Annotated in this window: 14 protein-coding genes and 3 tRNA genes; 7 read left to right on the top strand and 10 right to left on the bottom strand. The window is 44.6% G+C overall.

The window, feature by feature from the left end; translation table 11 throughout:
• Positions 1–104: 104 nt before the first annotated feature.
• A complete protein-coding gene (gene gap, locus AAA952_RS04980) occupies positions 105–1,115 on the bottom strand; it encodes a type I glyceraldehyde-3-phosphate dehydrogenase (protein ID WP_006081590.1) in 1,011 nt (336 codons plus the stop codon).
• 201 nt (positions 1,116–1,316) lie between these two features.
• The gene (locus tag AAA952_RS04985; protein ID WP_338254963.1) at positions 1,317–2,216 is read right to left on the bottom strand and encodes a DUF2989 domain-containing protein; all 900 of its coding nucleotides are present in this window, start codon (positions 2,214–2,216) and stop codon (positions 1,317–1,319) included.
• Between the two features lie 203 nt (positions 2,217–2,419).
• Between AAA952_RS04985 and AAA952_RS04990 the strand changes: the two genes are divergently transcribed.
• From AAA952_RS04990 to AAA952_RS05010, 5 genes are all read left to right on the top strand, one after another.
• Positions 2,420–3,853, top strand: a complete 1,434-nt coding sequence (locus tag AAA952_RS04990) for a glyceraldehyde-3-phosphate dehydrogenase (RefSeq protein WP_028759978.1) — start codon at positions 2,420–2,422, stop codon at positions 3,851–3,853.
• 373 nt (positions 3,854–4,226) lie between these two features.
• Positions 4,227–4,302: transfer RNA gene (locus AAA952_RS04995), tRNA-Gly, on the top strand.
• Between the two features lie 24 nt (positions 4,303–4,326).
• Positions 4,327–4,400: transfer RNA gene (locus AAA952_RS05000), tRNA-Cys, on the top strand.
• A gap of 49 nt (positions 4,401–4,449) precedes the next feature.
• Positions 4,450–4,536: transfer RNA gene (locus AAA952_RS05005), tRNA-Leu, on the top strand.
• A 392-nt stretch (positions 4,537–4,928) separates the two neighbouring features.
• A complete protein-coding gene (locus AAA952_RS05010) occupies positions 4,929–6,122 on the top strand; it encodes an amino acid aminotransferase (protein WP_105252476.1) in 1,194 nt (397 codons plus the stop codon).
• Positions 6,123–6,235: 113 nt separating this feature from the next.
• Here the strand turns inward: AAA952_RS05010 and AAA952_RS05015 are convergent, their stop codons facing one another.
• On the bottom strand, positions 6,236–7,156 hold the full coding sequence (locus AAA952_RS05015; protein ID WP_306681979.1) for a YvcK family protein: 921 nt from the start codon (positions 7,154–7,156) through the stop codon (positions 6,236–6,238).
• 310 nt (positions 7,157–7,466) lie between these two features.
• Here AAA952_RS05015 and AAA952_RS05020 point away from each other — a divergent pair, with 310 nt between their 5' ends.
• Both AAA952_RS05020 and AAA952_RS05025 read left to right on the top strand, forming a co-directional pair.
• On the top strand, positions 7,467–8,279 hold the full coding sequence (locus AAA952_RS05020) for a glucosaminidase domain-containing protein (protein WP_028759975.1): 813 nt from the start codon (positions 7,467–7,469) through the stop codon (positions 8,277–8,279).
• Positions 8,272–8,895, top strand: coding sequence for a DUF2987 domain-containing protein (locus tag AAA952_RS05025; protein ID WP_131524185.1), 624 nt, complete (start codon positions 8,272–8,274; stop codon positions 8,893–8,895). Before AAA952_RS05020 ends, AAA952_RS05025 begins: the two co-directional genes overlap by 8 nt.
• Positions 8,896–9,079: 184 nt before the next feature.
• On the opposite strand, the gene ttcA is transcribed toward AAA952_RS05025, so the two are convergent.
• From ttcA to AAA952_RS05060, 7 genes are all read right to left on the bottom strand, one after another.
• On the bottom strand, positions 9,080–10,048 hold the full coding sequence (gene ttcA, locus AAA952_RS05030; protein WP_173244915.1) for a tRNA 2-thiocytidine(32) synthetase TtcA: 969 nt from the start codon (positions 10,046–10,048) through the stop codon (positions 9,080–9,082).
• A gap of 78 nt (positions 10,049–10,126) precedes the next feature.
• Positions 10,127–11,059: a universal stress protein UspE gene (gene uspE / locus AAA952_RS05035; RefSeq protein WP_028759972.1), complete on the bottom strand. Its 933-nt coding sequence runs from the start codon at positions 11,057–11,059 to the stop codon at positions 10,127–10,129.
• A gap of 222 nt (positions 11,060–11,281) precedes the next feature.
• Positions 11,282–12,034, bottom strand: coding sequence for an electron transport transcriptional regulator EtrA (gene etrA / locus AAA952_RS05040; protein WP_006081599.1), 753 nt, complete (start codon positions 12,032–12,034; stop codon positions 11,282–11,284).
• A gap of 55 nt (positions 12,035–12,089) precedes the next feature.
• Entirely contained in the window at positions 12,090–12,782 is a 693-nt protein-coding gene (locus AAA952_RS05045; RefSeq protein WP_338254980.1) for a sulfite exporter TauE/SafE family protein, read from the bottom strand.
• Entirely contained in the window at positions 12,779–13,027 is a 249-nt protein-coding gene (gene ccoS, locus AAA952_RS05050) for a cbb3-type cytochrome oxidase assembly protein CcoS (RefSeq protein WP_028759970.1), read from the bottom strand. Before ccoS ends, AAA952_RS05045 begins: the two co-directional genes overlap by 4 nt.
• A gap of 38 nt (positions 13,028–13,065) precedes the next feature.
• Positions 13,066–15,465 (bottom strand): heavy metal translocating P-type ATPase, encoded by a 2,400-nt coding sequence (locus tag AAA952_RS05055; RefSeq protein WP_338254982.1) that lies wholly within the window; start codon positions 15,463–15,465, stop codon positions 13,066–13,068.
• A gap of 22 nt (positions 15,466–15,487) precedes the next feature.
• Entirely contained in the window at positions 15,488–15,967 is a 480-nt protein-coding gene (locus AAA952_RS05060) for a FixH family protein (RefSeq protein WP_113940485.1), read from the bottom strand.
• Between the last annotated feature and the right edge of the window lie 7 nt (positions 15,968–15,974).

The following is a 15,974-nucleotide window of genomic DNA, read 5'->3' on the forward strand; positions in this document are numbered from 1 at the left end:
TAGTGTGGGGATTTTTTATGCCTGTTGTTTTTATTAAAACTAAGGCAATAAAAAGCCCCGCAAATGCGAGGCTTAATTGAGTAACGCGGAATCTAGTGACTAGATTACTTTGCGTTCATCAGTGCAACCGCGTTATCTAACATACGGTTACTGAATCCCCACTCGTTATCATACCAAGACATCACTTTCACTAAACGACCGTTTACACGGGTTTGAGTTGCGTCAAAGTTTGAAGAAAACGCATTGTGGTTAAAGTCGATAGACACCAATGGCTCTTTGTTTACCGCTAACACTTCGCTCAATGGCGCAACGCTGGCAGCGCGTTCGATAATGGCATTCACTTCTTCAACTGTCGTGTCACGGGCAGCGATGAAAGATAAATCCACGAGTGATACGTTAACTGTAGGTACACGAACCGCTAAACCGTCGAATTTACCTTGTAATTCAGGTACAACCAAACCTACAGCAGCAGCTGCGCCAGTTTTAGTTGGGATCATTGACAGTGCCGCAGCACGGGCACGACGTAAATCTGTATGGTACACGTCAGATAAACGTTGATCGTTGGTATAAGCGTGAATGGTGGTCATCAGGCCTGATTCGATACCAATCTCGTCATTTAACGGCTTAGCAAAAGGGGCTAAACAGTTAGTCGTACAAGAAGCATTTGAAATCACTGTCATGTCTGACGTCAGCACGTTGTTGTTCACACCGTAAACAACTGTGGCATCCACATTTTTACCTGGAGCAGAAATAATCACTTTCTTCGCGCCAGCGGTTAAATGTGGTTGAACGGTTTCTTTAGAAGTGAAGATACCGGTACATTCGAAAACCACGTCAACTTGCAACTCTGCCCATGGCAGTTTTGCAGGATCACGTTCTTGGAAAGTGAGGATCTTATCGCCATTCACATAAATAGCTTCGGCATCATGGTCAACTTTGGCATTGAAACGACCGTGAACAGAATCGTATTTTGTCAGGTGAGCGTTGATTGAAGCATCGCCTAAATCATTAATAGCGACAATCTTGATTGGGTAAGCTTTTTCGCTTTCGTACAAGGCGCGTAATACGTTTCTACCGATACGGCCATAGCCATTTATTGCTACACGGATAGTCATCTCATATCCCTCTGGTGATTATAAAATTCAACTGGTAGTAAAATTACCAAACTGACAGCTATCGTCAAGTTAAATCGGCATTTTACCGCTGTCTTGATTAACAAATTAGGTATTTTTTTTACATCGGTCGCGAAATCGCCATTTTTCACGCGTTAATTGGGTAAAAAATTACAAGATGGCAAACATTTTGCCATCAGTTGCTTAGTTTACTTTTTCGACAGGCGCAGGCGGCACTGCTTCGGTTTCAGTTGGCGCTTGGGCAACCGCTTGAGGATCAAGCCATTGTCTTACTGGACTCATAGAATAAGTGCCCTTTTTTAGCACATCGATAAGGGCTTGGGCTTTTAGATCGAGTTCAGTCGCCAGCGTTTTATTGCCACCGAGCAAGGCTAGCATTTTTTCCTCAGAATACTTCTGCTGCGTAAGTAGTAAATTTGCTTTCGTCAGCATATAGGATTTATCTAAAACTTGTTGCTGGCGATAGGCAGATGCGAGCCCAAGTAACCAGTTAACGTCGAAATCATCGTAATGGATCTCCGCAAAGACTTTAAGATAGAGTTGTTGCGCTTTGATGGCATTTCGATTGCTGTAATAGGTTGCGACTTGGGCAAGTAGAAAGGGGTCAGTCACTTCGCCGGCGTTTTCCTGTTCTAATAATCTATTTAACGCTGCGGTATCGCCAAAGCGAGTCCATTGGTAATAGGACATAAAAGGGTCTTGCCGTTCACGGGTTTGATCTTGTAGTAAACTTAAATTTTGAGTGCTTAGTCTAAAGGCTCTGGCTCTATCAGCTGTGCGATTGGTGTGGATGATATGCTGAACGCCAGAGGCGAGTTCAATGCAACGGCTGTAATCCTCAAGGTAGGTTAATTGTGAGTAGAGCTGCTTACCAGTGAGGTTTTCGTTGTCTTTTAACTTGTAGCGGTTTTGGATAAGTTTGGTCTTTTCAGTCAAACACCAGCTGTCCTTATGCAAATCGGCACAAATTTCAGGATTATTTTTACAAATCGCTGAGATATTTCGGTCATTATCACAACCGAAAAGACCGAAAAAGCTCATCCCTAAGGTAAATGATGTAATTATTACTAGATTTTGTCTCAAAACACTCTCCAAACGATAATTTTTCTAATAAAATTACAGATTTACAGAAAATATCTTACTGGCAACAAAGCGCGACTTTCATTACAATGGCGCCGACCAAAACAGGGTTTTCCCTAAAACCCGCATTAGATTATTGGTCTTTTCGTCATGTTACTCAAACCTTTCAGTACATTTTATTGAAAAGTGAGATAAAGGATCTGTAAATGAGCGCTGATAAACACCTACAAAGTTGGCAAGAACGTTTTGAAATGGCAGAGGCGATGCAGCCTTTGTTAGGCAAGTTGTACCGTAACCAAGGCGTTGAAGTCGTGGTCTATGGCAAGCCGTTACTCAATGCTTCTACGATTGAAATCATTAAAGCGCACCGTTTAGTTCGTCGTCATGTCGGTGAAAAATTACGTTTACGCGAGAGTTTCCCCTTCGTTCAAGCTTTGAGCAAACTCGCAGTTAAACAATGTAAAGTGGATATTGGTAAACTCGCTGTCAATTACTGGCGCGACCATACTGATGTCAGCGAAATTGAAAGCTATATGGCAAAAGAATTGGCCGATGCTATCGACCATGCCGATGATGTCGCACCGCGTGACGTCGTGCTTTATGGTTTTGGCCGTATCGGTCGCTTATTGGCACGCTTGTTGATTGAACGCACAGGTCGCAGCAATAAGTTAAGGTTACGCGCTATCGTTTTACGTGGCGGTAAGAAAGGCGATTTAGAAAAACGCGCGAGTTTACTGCGTCGTGACTCAGTCCATGGTCCTTTCAATGGCTCTGTTGAAGTTGACGAAGAGAACAACGCCATCATAGCCAATGGCACTTATATCCAAGTGATCTATGCTAATTCACCCGACGAAGTGGATTACACTAAATACGACATCAATGATGCATTGATTGTTGATAATACAGGTATTTGGAAAGATGAAGCGGGTCTTGGTTTACACCTTAAGAGTCCAGGTGCCAGCAAAGTATTACTGACTGCTCCTGCAAAAGGCGCGATTAAGAACATCGTTTACGGTGTGAACGAAGGCGATATTACCCCTGAAGACATTATCGTTTCTGCGGCGAGTTGTACCACCAATGCTATTACGCCAGTACTGAAAGCTGTGAATGATAAATATGGTATCGAGAATGGTCACGTTGAAACGATTCATTCTTATACCAACGATCAAAACCTGATTGATAACTATCATACCGCAGACCGTCGTGGCCGTAGTGCACCATTAAACATGGTGATCACTGAAACGGGTGCAGCAAAAGCGGTTGCTAAAGCTTTACCTGCATTAGCTGGTAAGTTAACTGGTAACGCGATTCGTGTGCCGACGCCTAACGTCTCTATGGCGATCATCAGCATGAACCTGAATGCTGAGACCAGTAAAGATGAGCTTAACGAGTATCTGAAAGATACGGCGCTACAATCACCACTGCAAAATCAAATTGACTACACAGACTCTACTGAGATTGTATCGAGCGATTTAGTGGGTTCTCGCTACGCGGGTGTGGTTGATTCACAAGCGACTATTGCAGAAGGCAAGCGTGCCATTCTTTATGTATGGTATGACAACGAATTTGGTTACAGTTGCCAAGTGGTTGGCGTAATGCAAACTATGTTAGGTTTAACGACGCTATCTCTACCTGCGTAAATTGCCCACCTAGGTTTTGCTCGCGTGATTAATGAGTTTGCCTAACCTTTGAATAAAGCGCCCAATAGGGCGCTTTTGTTTTTCTATACTTCTACAATTTTATTGGACTCGACTCCATAACTCACCATGATCCCCTGTTTATCTGCCGCGTTTAATTAGCGGTAGCATCGGCATCAGTATCGGTACAAAGCCTAAATTGATGAATGAAACATCAACTTTACTGAGGTGTGGCGGTTTATTGGGCAAACGATGCGGCTTAGATCATTTTTTAAAAATTGTTGATTGACTCTGAGGTCTAAATCGGTAGAATGCCAATCCGCAGTCAGGGGAAAGCATGCCGAGCATGAGTTCAAATGATTAAGCGCAATGATAGGCGACATTAGCTCAGTTGGTAGAGCGATACCTTGCCAAGGTATAGGTCATCGGTTCGAACCCGATATGTCGCTCCAAATTTTAATAAATTTGGCAGTTTGGGCGCGATGGCAGAATGGCTATGCTGCGGATTGCAAATCCGTCGATCTCGGTTCGACTCCGGGTCGCGCCTCCATAGATTAAAGTATTAATGACACGATTCCCGTCGTTAATATAAAGAGTTTGCCCGAGTGGTGGAATCGGTAGACACAAGGGATTTAAAATCCCTCGCTGGTAACAGCGTGCCAGTTCAAGTCTGGCCTCGGGTACCAAAAAACAGAAAAGCCCTGACTGATGTCAGGGCTTTTTTGCTTTATAACTTCTACACCCACATTTCATGATTCTTAATCTAGTATCACTACAGCTATAGATTGGTTAGGCCAAAGCCCACTATTTTACTCATTCAGTATTGCGACTTCTGACCTGTTTCTTTTCTACAATACAAAACTGAGTGATTTTGTGATCTAGATGTTGTAAATCGCTTTATTTAAGTAATGTCACTATTTGGCTAATAATTGCGTAATAAAATGTACTTTTTATTGTTGAATCGACAATAGTGTAATAATTTCCCTAAGAAGGGACTTAAGTCGCTATTACCCCCTTAAAGACAGTGGTATAAATAAGCCGAAATTTCCCCTACACGCGCATATTAGGATACGTAGTCATGATTTTCTCTCAAGTATTACTCGCACCCGCTGATCCAATTCTTGGTTTAACCGATACCTTTAAAGCTGATCCGCGTCAGGATAAAGTTAATCTTGGTGTTGGCATTTATAAGGATGAGGCAGGACAGACTCCCGTTCTGGCTTCAGTGAAAAAAGCCGAGGCCATTTTACTTGAGCAAGAGAAGACCAAAAACTACTTAGGCATTGAAGGCGTTCAAGCTTATAACCGTGTAGTACAAACCTTGTTGTTCGGCGAAGGCAGTGCATTAATTTCTTCTGGCCGTGCTGCCACAGCGCAAGCTCCTGGTGGGACAGGAGCACTGCGTATTGCTGCTGAGTTTTTACTGCGTAATACCGATTCGCACACGATTTGGGTGAGCAATCCAACGTGGGCCAACCATCAAAATATTTTTGAAACGGCGGGTTTAACGGTTAAAGAGTACGGTTATTACAAAGCAGAAGCCCATGACATCGATTTCGATACCATGATGACTGACTTGTCTCACGCCAATGCGGGTGATGTCGTGCTGCTACACGGTTGCTGCCATAACCCAACGGGTATCGATTTAACGTTGGCGCAATGGGAACTTGTTGCTCAATTGTGTGCTGATAAGAAACTCGTGCCACTGTTTGACTTTGCTTATCAAGGTTTTGGTGCTGGCATTGAAGAAGATGCGGCAGGTCTGCGTTTAGTCGCGTCTAAAGTGTCTGAGTTACTGGTCGCTAACTCTTTCTCTAAAAACTTTGGTCTATACAACGAGCGTATTGGCGCCGTGACTGTGGTGGCTGAAGATGCTGATGCTGCCGTACGTGCTTTTAGCCAAGTGAAACGTACCATACGCGCCAACTATTCTAATCCGCCAGCCCACGGCGCACTGATCGTCAGCACGATATTAAATGATGCAGCTCTGAAAGCCATGTGGGTGCAGGAAGTCAAAGAGATGCGTGAACGTATCGCCGAAATGCGTACTCTGTTTGTTGATAGCTTAAAGGCTGAGGGCGTGACTCAGGACTTCAGTTTTATTTCTCGCCAAAATGGCATGTTCAGTTTCTCAGGTTTAAACAAAGCCCAAGTGGCACGTTTGAAAGACGAATTTGGTGTTTATATTGTCGGCTCTGGACGCATTAGCGTTGCAGGCATGACTAAGACGAATATGCCTGTTATCTGTAAAGCCATAGCACAAGTGTTGTAATGGTTATTGCAGCCTTATAGACAGACTAAAGGGACATTCCTTTTAGCTTTACAATATAAAGGACAGCACTTGCTGTCCTTTATTATTTTGATTGAATGATTAACAGGTAAGCGTTAGCAGGCAAGCGGTTGTTGAGTGAGATCATTGAGTCGCAGCAGGGCGCTTAATGCATCTAATAGGTTCGCTTGATCATGCAAGTTTGGATTATGGCGATTCTTCAACGGAAAATAGTTAATCAGTGGCCCTAAACGCGTTTGTTCACCGTGGCGAAGTACTTTGTGAATAATGGGCTTGCCAATCACTTGGTGACACCAAGCGATACGTTGCTCAATGCTAAACCGACCCGCGGGTGAGGCCTCTTCGGCAAGGTTGTCGATAAAGATCACCTGCGCTTTAGTTGCTGCAAGACTTTTGGCAAATTTAGGTAACAGCAGCGGTGGCATGATACTGGTTAAAAAACTTCCAGGGCCTAAGATGACCAAGTCTGCCTGACGAACAGCTTCACAGGCTTCAAAGGTGGCATCGACCTGTGGTTCAAGGCAGAGTGCAATAGGAGCCTCATTCATACTGTCAACATTAATCTCCCCAAAGACTTTACTACCACAGGCTTGCAGGGCCACTAAGTGAGTGGGCTGCTCTGACATGGGAATAAGTTGGGTTTCTATCTTAAGTAAGTTACGGATGAGATTAACCGCTTCTAATGGACGAACGCAGAGTTGATCAAGAGCCAGTAAGATTAAATTACCTAAATTATGGCCACTGAGTTCAGTGGCACCTTGGAAACGGTATTCGAACAATTGCGAGCCAACGGAAGGACGATTAGCTAAATGGGATAAGCAGTTACGTAAATCACCCCAAGCAATGCAGTCTTGTTCGGCTCTCAGTCGACCAGTAGAACCGCCATTATCAGTGGTAGCGACAATCCCTGTAAGGCGGTTGCCTAAAAAATCGAGCGAGGATAATACTCGGCCTAAACCATGGCCTCCGCCGATGGCGACGACACGTTCAAATTGATTTAACATCAAATGCTGCATCTGGGTTTTTCCTTCCTGAATACCCGAAAATTTAATGTCATAGCCATCCATTGTCGCTATAAGCGGGATGACTCATGAGCCGTTGTGCAATGGTGATAACGCTAAGGAACCTTAGTATAAATACTCAGTCAAATGCTTGCATCTATAAATGACGGCGTAATAGCAAGCTCGACTCGATAATGGTGCCTCAGGCGTAATATTGTACCTGAGTTCGTGATCATGATGATGGGCAAATTTCGTGAAATCTGACAAATAGCTTATAATCCGGCCTTTATTTGCCCAATAAGGGCGTTACACCTAAGGTGAATGATTGAAAACGGGTAGAATCGGTTCGTTTACATTGGCATTAGCCATGGTCATAGTGGCGATTTTTGCATTACGAGTTTGGATCATTCCTCACTCGAATGACTCATCCGCTATTGCGCCCCAATTCGTTAGCGATGTCGATCCTGTTACGCAAGTCCCTGACTTTTCAGCGATCAGCGACATTACCGAAAAGAAGAAAGCTTTTTTTGATTTCCTGCGGCCGATTGTTCAGCAACAGAATGCCATTATCTTGATGGAGCGTGGCTTTATCAATGAGATGCTTGCCTTAGTCGATAATGGTAAGAGTTTATCTGATACTGAATTAGCGCAGATCAATGCGTTATTTGATAAATACCAATATGCGGCGCGTAACGTAGATGCTAAGTCATTAGCAAGCTTACTTAAACGTGTAGATATCGTGCCGGAATCTATGGTGTTAATTCAAGCCGCGAATGAATCGGGTTGGGGGAGTTCACGTTTTGCCAGAGAAGGTTTTAACTTTTTTGGTGAATGGTGTTTTACTTCTGGCTGCGGCATAGTGCCGTCTTCACGTGGTTCGGGTAAAAGTCATGAGGTAAAAGTGTTTTCATCGGTCGATGAATCGGTTTCATCCTATATGCGTAATTTAAATTCTAATACTGCCTATGCGTTATTTCGCTCTATTCGAGCAGATTTACGTTCACAGGAGCTAGAGCCAACAGCGGATCAATTGATTTACGGTTTAGTGAATTATTCTGAAAGACAAGAAGCTTATATTGATGAGCTGCTTGATATGTTACGTCATAATGAAAAATATTTGGTGAATGTCGATGTATAAAAAACTGTTGTTTAGTAGCCTGTTTTTTTTGGCAACTAGCGCCGCTGCAGAAACTGTATCCCTTGAATATAAAGGCTTTTATGATAGGTTAAAACAAGTCAATAAAGGCGGTTATCAACTCGTGGAAGTGGCTTTTAGTGTTCCAATGCAAAAGAATTGTTTGATCCAAAGTGGTTCTATTTCCAGTGAAAAAACCTCAACGCCACTGACGTATACTGATGCTCAGCGGTTATTCATTCCCTTAGATGATGATTTAAAAGATCAGCGAGCCTTGGTTAATCTGCATTTCGCTGGCAGCGCTGAGGGATGTGGTATTGCAATGCAAGTTAGAGCAAAACAGACATTAGCCGAGTACGATAAAACGCGCTTACAACAAATCATGACTGAGATGGACACGCTGCTCGGTGCTATGCAAGGCTTCCCGATGCGTTATTTTAGGGAATCCATTACTGGCTTAAACTTTGAATTCTCACCTGAACAAGAAGTCTATGTACGCCTTAATGGCCGTGAAAAAGCGATAAAAGGCAGTTATAAATTAGCCGCTAATGAACTTGAAAGCATCACCACGCTCAGCTTCAGTGCCCAGCCATTAGTGTTGAGTCCTTGGGTGAAGTAATCATCTTTGTATCTTGAATAGGTGTCTTGAGATAAGCGATTCAGAAGCGCTGGCTCAAAGATAAACTTATTCTGTAGCCATAAAAATGCCCACATTAAGTGGGCATTTTTGTTGTGTTAATTTATCTTGTTTACTTTCGTTGCGTTAACTTCTCTTACTGAATAGGCGCTAAATTCAGTCTAAGTTAGACTTCGTAAGTGTTAACAATATCAATGCGTTTTGCTGCATCCAAATCGATACGACCGCTATTGGCGATATCAAGAAAATCGAATGCAGGTAGATTGGCTTCAGCAACATCACCACGCATAGGCGCATCTGGGTCACGTGTTAGAGACACAAAGTCGAACTGTTCACGGTCAACACCCTGTGATGGTGCGGTGTTTTGCATGGCGGTGAAAATCGTTTCAATGCGGCCTGGGTATTGTTTATCCCATTGATTTAGCATGTCTTTGACTGCGGCGCGCTTTAAGTTTTCCTGTGAGCCACACAAGTTGCATGGAATGATTGGAAATTCTTTTAAGCTGGCATATTCTTCGAGATCTTTCTCGCGACAATAGGCTAGGGGACGTATGACGATATTAGCGCCATCATCCGACAGCAGCTTTGGCGGCATTGCTTTCATCTTACCGCCAAAGAACATATTTAAGAACAAGGTCTCGATAATGTCATCCCTGTGATGGCCTAGGGCGATTTTAGTGGCGCCGATACGCTGAGCAAAGCCATAAAGCGTGCCGCGGCGCAGGCGAGAGCACAAGGAGCAGGTGGTTTTACCTTCAGGGATTTTGTCTTTCACTATCGAGTAAGTATCTTTCTCGAGGATGTGATAAGGCACATTGAGCTTATCGAGATAGGCAGGCAATACATGTTCAGGGAAGCCTGGTTGCTTCTGATCTAAATTAACCGCAATGATTTCAAACTGAATGGGCGCGCGTTGCTGCAGATTCATCAAAATATCGAGCATGGCGTAGCTGTCTTTACCGCCACTGAGGCAGCACATGATCTTATCGCCATCTTCAATCATATTGTAATCGGCAATCGCGCTACCCACTTCACGACGAAGCCGCTTCTGTAATTTATTCAGACGGGTAGTTTGTTTTTTTGATAATTCTTCCGGCATAGGATTTACCGTAACTTCAGATATAGCTTCAAGCATAAAAAAGCGCCCAGTAACACAGTTTCAGGGCGCGTATTATTCCAGCTATCTTTGGCGGGGTAAAGAGCCGCGTATTGCTTAGGCTTCTTCTAACGGTGATTTATAACCGTCGGGCTTTATAGCCAATAAATCGCAGTTGATGCTATCGATAACATGTTCAGCGGTATTGCCTATCAGTGCTGCTGAAAATCCGGTACGACCGACAGTCCCTAGGATCACCAATTCAGCATCAAGTTTTTCAGCCAGTTCAGGGATCACATCCTCTGGTAAACCTTCTTTTACATGGCAATGACTTGGATTAATATCATAAGCGCTCGCAAGATAACTCACGCGCTGCTCATGCTGCATGCGAATGGTTTCGTTGTATGACTGGGCATCAAAGTCAGGAAGCTCGATGGCTAAGTTAACTGGCGTGCCGGGATAACCATTAACTAAATGTACTTCAGCAGAGAACTTTTTCGCCAAATCTTTTGCATGCTCAATAATTTTACCGTTAAGCATTTGATGATCGGTATCTTCGGTTGCCACATTCACAGCACAGAGGATTTTGCCCGCGGCTGGCCAGTCATGGGCTTTCACCATCAACACTGGCACAGGGGCTTTACGCATTAAATGCCAATCAGTTGGAGTGAAGATCACCGCCTTGAGTTTGTCGTGGGCATGGGTGCCTTTAACAATCAAATCATATTGCCCTGAAATAGCATGATTAATAATGCTTTCAAAGGGGCGATTATGCCAAATGACTTGAGTATCGATATTGAGTTGCAGATGAGTATAAGCGGCGAGTAAGTCTTGGATCCAGGCGAGCCGTTGATCTATGACACCTTGACGCATGGCTTCGCGTTCTTGATTCGACAGAATCGAAGTCATTTCGTAAGAGAAGTCGAAGATAGAAAGAAACACAGTGACTTGAGCGTTGCATTTACTGGCCAAGGCGACCGCTCGTGCAAGGGCAACTTGATTCTCAGTGGTAGGGTCAACCACAACCAGTATTTTTTGATAATCCTTCATGTTTGGTTCCTTTAGTCATAGGCTCAATATCATCATGAGCCTTTGGCAGTGAGCTGTATTGTTCTAGATCAAACTCATTTGAAATTGATTAAAACTCGCTTAAAAATCATGCCTTAATCTGCATGACATGTCTAGCAAGCACAGCTTTTACCATTAAACTGTTATGCTATTGGCGACAATTATTTAGGCTTGACCTCTCACGGTTAATGCTCTTGCGATTGGCTATCTCGCGATGCGAGAATTACCCGCTAACAGATTTAGCTCTTGCGAGTCGAGGATAGTGATGTACTTACCCTTAACCTCAATCAAGCCTGACTTTTGGAAGCGTCCAAGTAAGCGGCTGATGGTTTCAACGGTTAAACCGAGATAATTACCAATGTCACCGCGGGTCATGGTTAAGCGGAATTCTTTGGGTGAGAAGCCACGGCTGCCGAAACGATTTGCTAAATTGCTGATAAACGCTGCTAGACGTTCTTCGGCATTTTTCTTACTGAGCAGCAGGATCATTTCTTGATCGCTCATGATCTCATTACTCATTAGACGCATGATCTGCTGACGTAACTTAGGCATAGTGCCTGAAAGTTCATCGAGGATATTAAAGGGGATTTCACAGACCATAGAGGTTTCGAGGGCCTGCGCAAAACTCTGGTGCAACTGAGCGTGAATACCATCAAAACCAATCACATCACCCGCGAGATGGAAGCCTGTTATCTGCTCATCACCTTGCTCGGTAATAGTGTAACTTTTGATGGTGCCAGAGCGGATCGCAAACAGGGATTTCAACGCGTCACCTGACTTAAAAATTTGCTCGCCTTTCTGGATTGGCTTTTTACGCTCAATAATATCATCGAGCTGATCTAGCTCACTTGCATTGAGGGTAAAAGGAATACAAAGGGTACCCATACTGCAATCGTGACAATGGATTGTGCATCCGCTAGCGGCAGGACGACGATTCTTATTTTGTTCAATTGTCATGTTGATTCTCAAGTTAATCCACTGCTGCCATGTTAAACCAATTCACTCACTTGGGCTAGTTTAGCTGCGCGAGTGCGATATATAAAGTTTGACCACCAAAGGCGATTAACAGTAAGCCGCTCAATAGTCTAACGGTTTTCTTTTGTACCCATGCAGCAAGGCGTTTTGCCACCACGCCAGCGCTTAATAGGGCGGGTAAAGTACCCAAGCCAAAGGCTAACATAATCAAGGCGCCTTGGCTGGCAGAGCCAGATGCAACCGACCAAGTTAAGGTGCTATAGACGAGGCCGCAGGGGAGCCAGCCCCAAATGAATCCCGCCATGACTGCTTGGCTCGGATTCTTGATTGGCACAAGGCGCTGCGCTAGCGGTTTTAAATATTGCCATAGCCATTGACCTACACGCTCAATTTGCACTATTCCAACCCAAATTTTAGCGATGTAAAGTCCTGTTGCGATCATCATCAGTCCGGCAATAATGCGCAGGACAATCAGATAAATATCCAGCTCAAATAAGTGACCAAGACCTGCCGACGATGCGCCTACTAAGCCGCCTGCTAAGGTGTAACTTAAAATACGGCCTAAATTGTAACTCAGTAAATATTTAAGCTGATGGGCCAGCTGGTTACCTATTTTAGGATGAGGGATTTGGGCGGAAAACGCGCCCACTAAACCGCCACACATACCAAAACAATGTGCAGCTCCCATCAAGCCGACGAGAAAGGCACCGGTGACATTGTACTCAATCACAAAGGCATGCCTTTTTGCTGATTTTTTATCGCTTGCTGCGCTGCGATGTCATCATGTTCTGCTGTTGACTGAATGGCGGGGGTGGCTAGATGGCCAGGTTTGTCAGTATTTTCATCAAACAATATAGAAACACTTTGACGGTCAAGATCATCAAATTGCTCAGATTTCACTGCCCAAAAAAATACCATTACCGCAATGGCGACGAAGATCATGGCAATGGGGATAAGCACATAAATAATTTCCATAATGACCTCTTACTATCTGGTTAAACGTTTTATTATGATCACACTTTTACCCGTAATAATCTCAGGCTATTACCGACCACAATCAAAGAACTCGCCGACATGCCAATCGCGGCAATATAAGGTGCCACATGACCAGTGACAGCTAAAGGCAAGATAAGGGCGTTGTAACCCAGCGCCCAAGCTAAATTTTGTTTAATAATTTGCGTGGTCAGTTTAGCGACCGCGACAGCTTGGGTGAAACGGGATAGATGATCGCCCAGTAAAATCAAATCGGCACTGTTTTTGGCAATCGCACTGCCACTGCCCATGGCGACCGACAAATCAGCCCCCGCAAGTACAGGCGCATCATTGATGCCATCGCCAAACATCGCCACGCGAGTATGCTGTTGTAATTTCGTCACTAGTGCAAGTTTGCCCGCGGGGGTTAATCCGCTGTGCACATCTTCAATTCCCAGCTCTTTGGCCAGTTGATGCACATGTCCGGAGCTATCGCCACTGGCAATACTAATGCGGCAACCTTGTTGCTTTAATATCTCAATCGTGGCCTTACTGTCTTGACGAATATTGTCTTGGATCTCAAAACTGGCAAGCACTTCAAGCTGCTCATTGGCTGAGCGTGCTAACCAAATCTTTTGGGTTGGGTCCTGAGTATCGACACGTGCGCCAGTAAATACAGCATTACCAATTAAATAGTCAGTCCCCTCGATACGGCCTCGAACACCAAAGCCGACTTCATGGTGAACTTGCTCCGCGACCAAGGTATTATCGGCAAATAGGGCAAATGCAGCCGCAATCGGATGGCGAGAGCCCGTTTCCAGCGCCGCTGCAATGGCTAAGGCCTGCGTCTTTGTTAAATCGGCCATGCACTGCGTTTGCCCGATAGAGAGCGTACCACAGGTAAGGGTGCCAGTTTTATCAAAGACCACATGTTTAATCTGCGGCAGTTTTTCAAATACGCCGGCTTTGCGGGTAATGATCCCAAGACGGGTAAAAATGGCGGTTGCACAGGTGACGGCGGTCGGTGTCGCTAGCGCTAAGGCACAAGGACAAGTGGCGACTAGAACCGATAGCGTTACCCAAAAGGCATCCTCTGGGGAAACCTGTTGCCAAACCAAATAAGTCATCGTCGCGATTGTTAGAATCGTACCCGAGAAATAGCGGGATAATTTATCGGCTAATAGGGCTATCGCAGGTTTTGTATTGGATGCCAGTTCCTGCAGTCGAATAATTTCAGCCACGAGTTGGTCTTGCCCCAATGCGGTAACTTTAACTTTTATCGGTTGGTCGACGTTGATAGTACCAGCGTATACTTGCTGATCTTGCTGTTTTTCAATGGGCATTTGCTCACCTGTGAGCATAGCTTCATTGATGTTTGTGTGGCCTTCAATCACCACACCATCGGCCGCAACCATTTCCCCTGGTTTCACAAGGATCACATCATTGAGGCGTAACTTTTTGGCCGGAATTTCTTCTTGACCATTTTCGGTGATTAAGTGTGCAGTGAGCGGCACCAGTTTATGTAAATTACTGGAGTTGACCGAGGCCTTTTGTCTTGCCTTTTGCTCGAAGTAACGCCCAAGTAACAAAAAGAAAGTAAACATGGATACGGATTCAAAATACACTTCGCCTGTGCCATTCACTGTGGCAAAACAGCTTGCGGTATAGGCACCACCAATGGCAATCGAAACAGACACATCCATATTGAGTTTGCCGCTGAGCAGGGTACGAATGGCGCTAAAATAGAAGGGTTGCGCCGAATAAAGCACCACAGGCGTGGCAAAAATCATGCTAACCCAGCGGAAATAGTCCCGATACTGCACGTCTAAATCGGTGAAGTATCCAGTATAAAGGGCGAGGGCGAACATCATGACTTGCATGGTCGCAAAGCCAGCTAAGCCTAAACGCAGTAAAAATTTGCGACTATTGAGTTTATTGTTGAGCTCTTGTTCGTCAACTTGGTAAGGCGCGGCTTGATAGCCGATACGACTAATTTGTCCGAGAATATCGCTAAGTTTTACCTTGCGTTTATCCCAACTGATCATGGCGCGTTGGGTGGTTGAGTTGACTAGCACTTGGCTCACGCCCGCGAGTTGTTTGACTTTGTGTTCAATTAACCAAGCACAGGCGGCACAGGTAATACCATCGATGGAGAGAGACACTGATTCGACATTGTCCTCAGAATGCACAAAGTCTTGCTGCACTTCGGGCAAGTCATAGGCGCTAAATTGCGTTAATGCTTCGGGGACCAGGGCATTCTGTTTACTGCCAGGCTCAGTGCGGAACTTGTAATAACTGAGTAATCCCGCATCGACAATCGCTTGAGAAACCGCCTGGCAGCCAGGGCAACACATAAGTTCATCACGGTCATTAATGCGAGTCACAAACTGCTGGCCCGTCAGAACGGGCTCTTGGCAGTGAAAACAACTTGGATACGTCATAGCGCTACTTATTTAACCACAATCAATTCAGCCAAAGTTGGACGTGATCTTTTAATTCAACGCGTTGGTGAATTCGCCATTTACCGTCGTAACTTTCGAGGCGAACTTCCCAAGGGCCGGTTAGGGTAGTAGGGATGGTAATGCGATACACATTGCTGGCATCGGCCGTCGCAGTGAGTTTCATATCTCTGTCGGCAATGGTTGGATGATAGAACTCGACTTTCAAGGCGGCTTGATATGCAGGTCCCCCTTGCTGCGTCAGTAAAATCTCATTATTAGCTTGATCGAGTGAAAAATTCATGCCTATTTGTTTGGCATACTTCACTTTACTTAAGTCCATATTAATGGCTTTGCCATCTTTGTAGTAATCCTCGGCGACTAAAGAGTCCGAGTTCGTAAGGGCAATTTTTAGCGTGGTAAAACTTGCGACGACGGCACATAAAGGAAGAATAATTAAAAACCAAGGCCAGAATTGCTTATACCAGGCTTGTTGTTCGCTCATGTCAGAT

The sequence above is a fragment of the Shewanella sp. M-Br genome (assembly GCF_036245925.1).
In the GTDB taxonomy this organism is placed as follows: domain Bacteria; phylum Pseudomonadota; class Gammaproteobacteria; order Enterobacterales; family Shewanellaceae; genus Shewanella; species Shewanella oncorhynchi.

Bases quoted from the DNA above. Each gene is read 5' to 3' on its own strand.
- ccoS (WP_028759970.1), bottom strand. From the start codon at position 13,027: ATGGAAATTATTTATGTGCTTATCCCCATTGCCATGATCTTCGTCGCC.
- AAA952_RS04990 (WP_028759978.1), top strand. From the start codon at position 2,420: ATGAGCGCTGATAAACACCTACAAAGTTGGCAAGAACGTTTTGAAATG.
- AAA952_RS05055 (WP_338254982.1), bottom strand. From the start codon at position 15,465: ATGACGTATCCAAGTTGTTTTCACTGCCAAGAGCCCGTTCTGACGGGC.
- gap (WP_006081590.1), bottom strand. From the start codon at position 1,115: ATGACTATCCGTGTAGCAATAAATGGCTATGGCCGTATCGGTAGAAAC.
- AAA952_RS05010 (WP_105252476.1), top strand. From the start codon at position 4,929: ATGATTTTCTCTCAAGTATTACTCGCACCCGCTGATCCAATTCTTGGT.
- AAA952_RS05060 (WP_113940485.1), bottom strand. From the start codon at position 15,967: ATGAGCGAACAACAAGCCTGGTATAAGCAATTCTGGCCTTGGTTTTTA.
- uspE (WP_028759972.1), bottom strand. From the start codon at position 11,059: ATGAAGGATTATCAAAAAATACTGGTTGTGGTTGACCCTACCACTGAG.
- ttcA (WP_173244915.1), bottom strand. From the start codon at position 10,048: ATGCTTGAAGCTATATCTGAAGTTACGGTAAATCCTATGCCGGAAGAA.
- etrA (WP_006081599.1), bottom strand. From the start codon at position 12,034: ATGACAATTGAACAAAATAAGAATCGTCGTCCTGCCGCTAGCGGATGC.
- AAA952_RS05025 (WP_131524185.1), top strand. From the start codon at position 8,272: ATGTATAAAAAACTGTTGTTTAGTAGCCTGTTTTTTTTGGCAACTAGC.
- AAA952_RS05015 (WP_306681979.1), bottom strand. From the start codon at position 7,156: ATGCAGCATTTGATGTTAAATCAATTTGAACGTGTCGTCGCCATCGGC.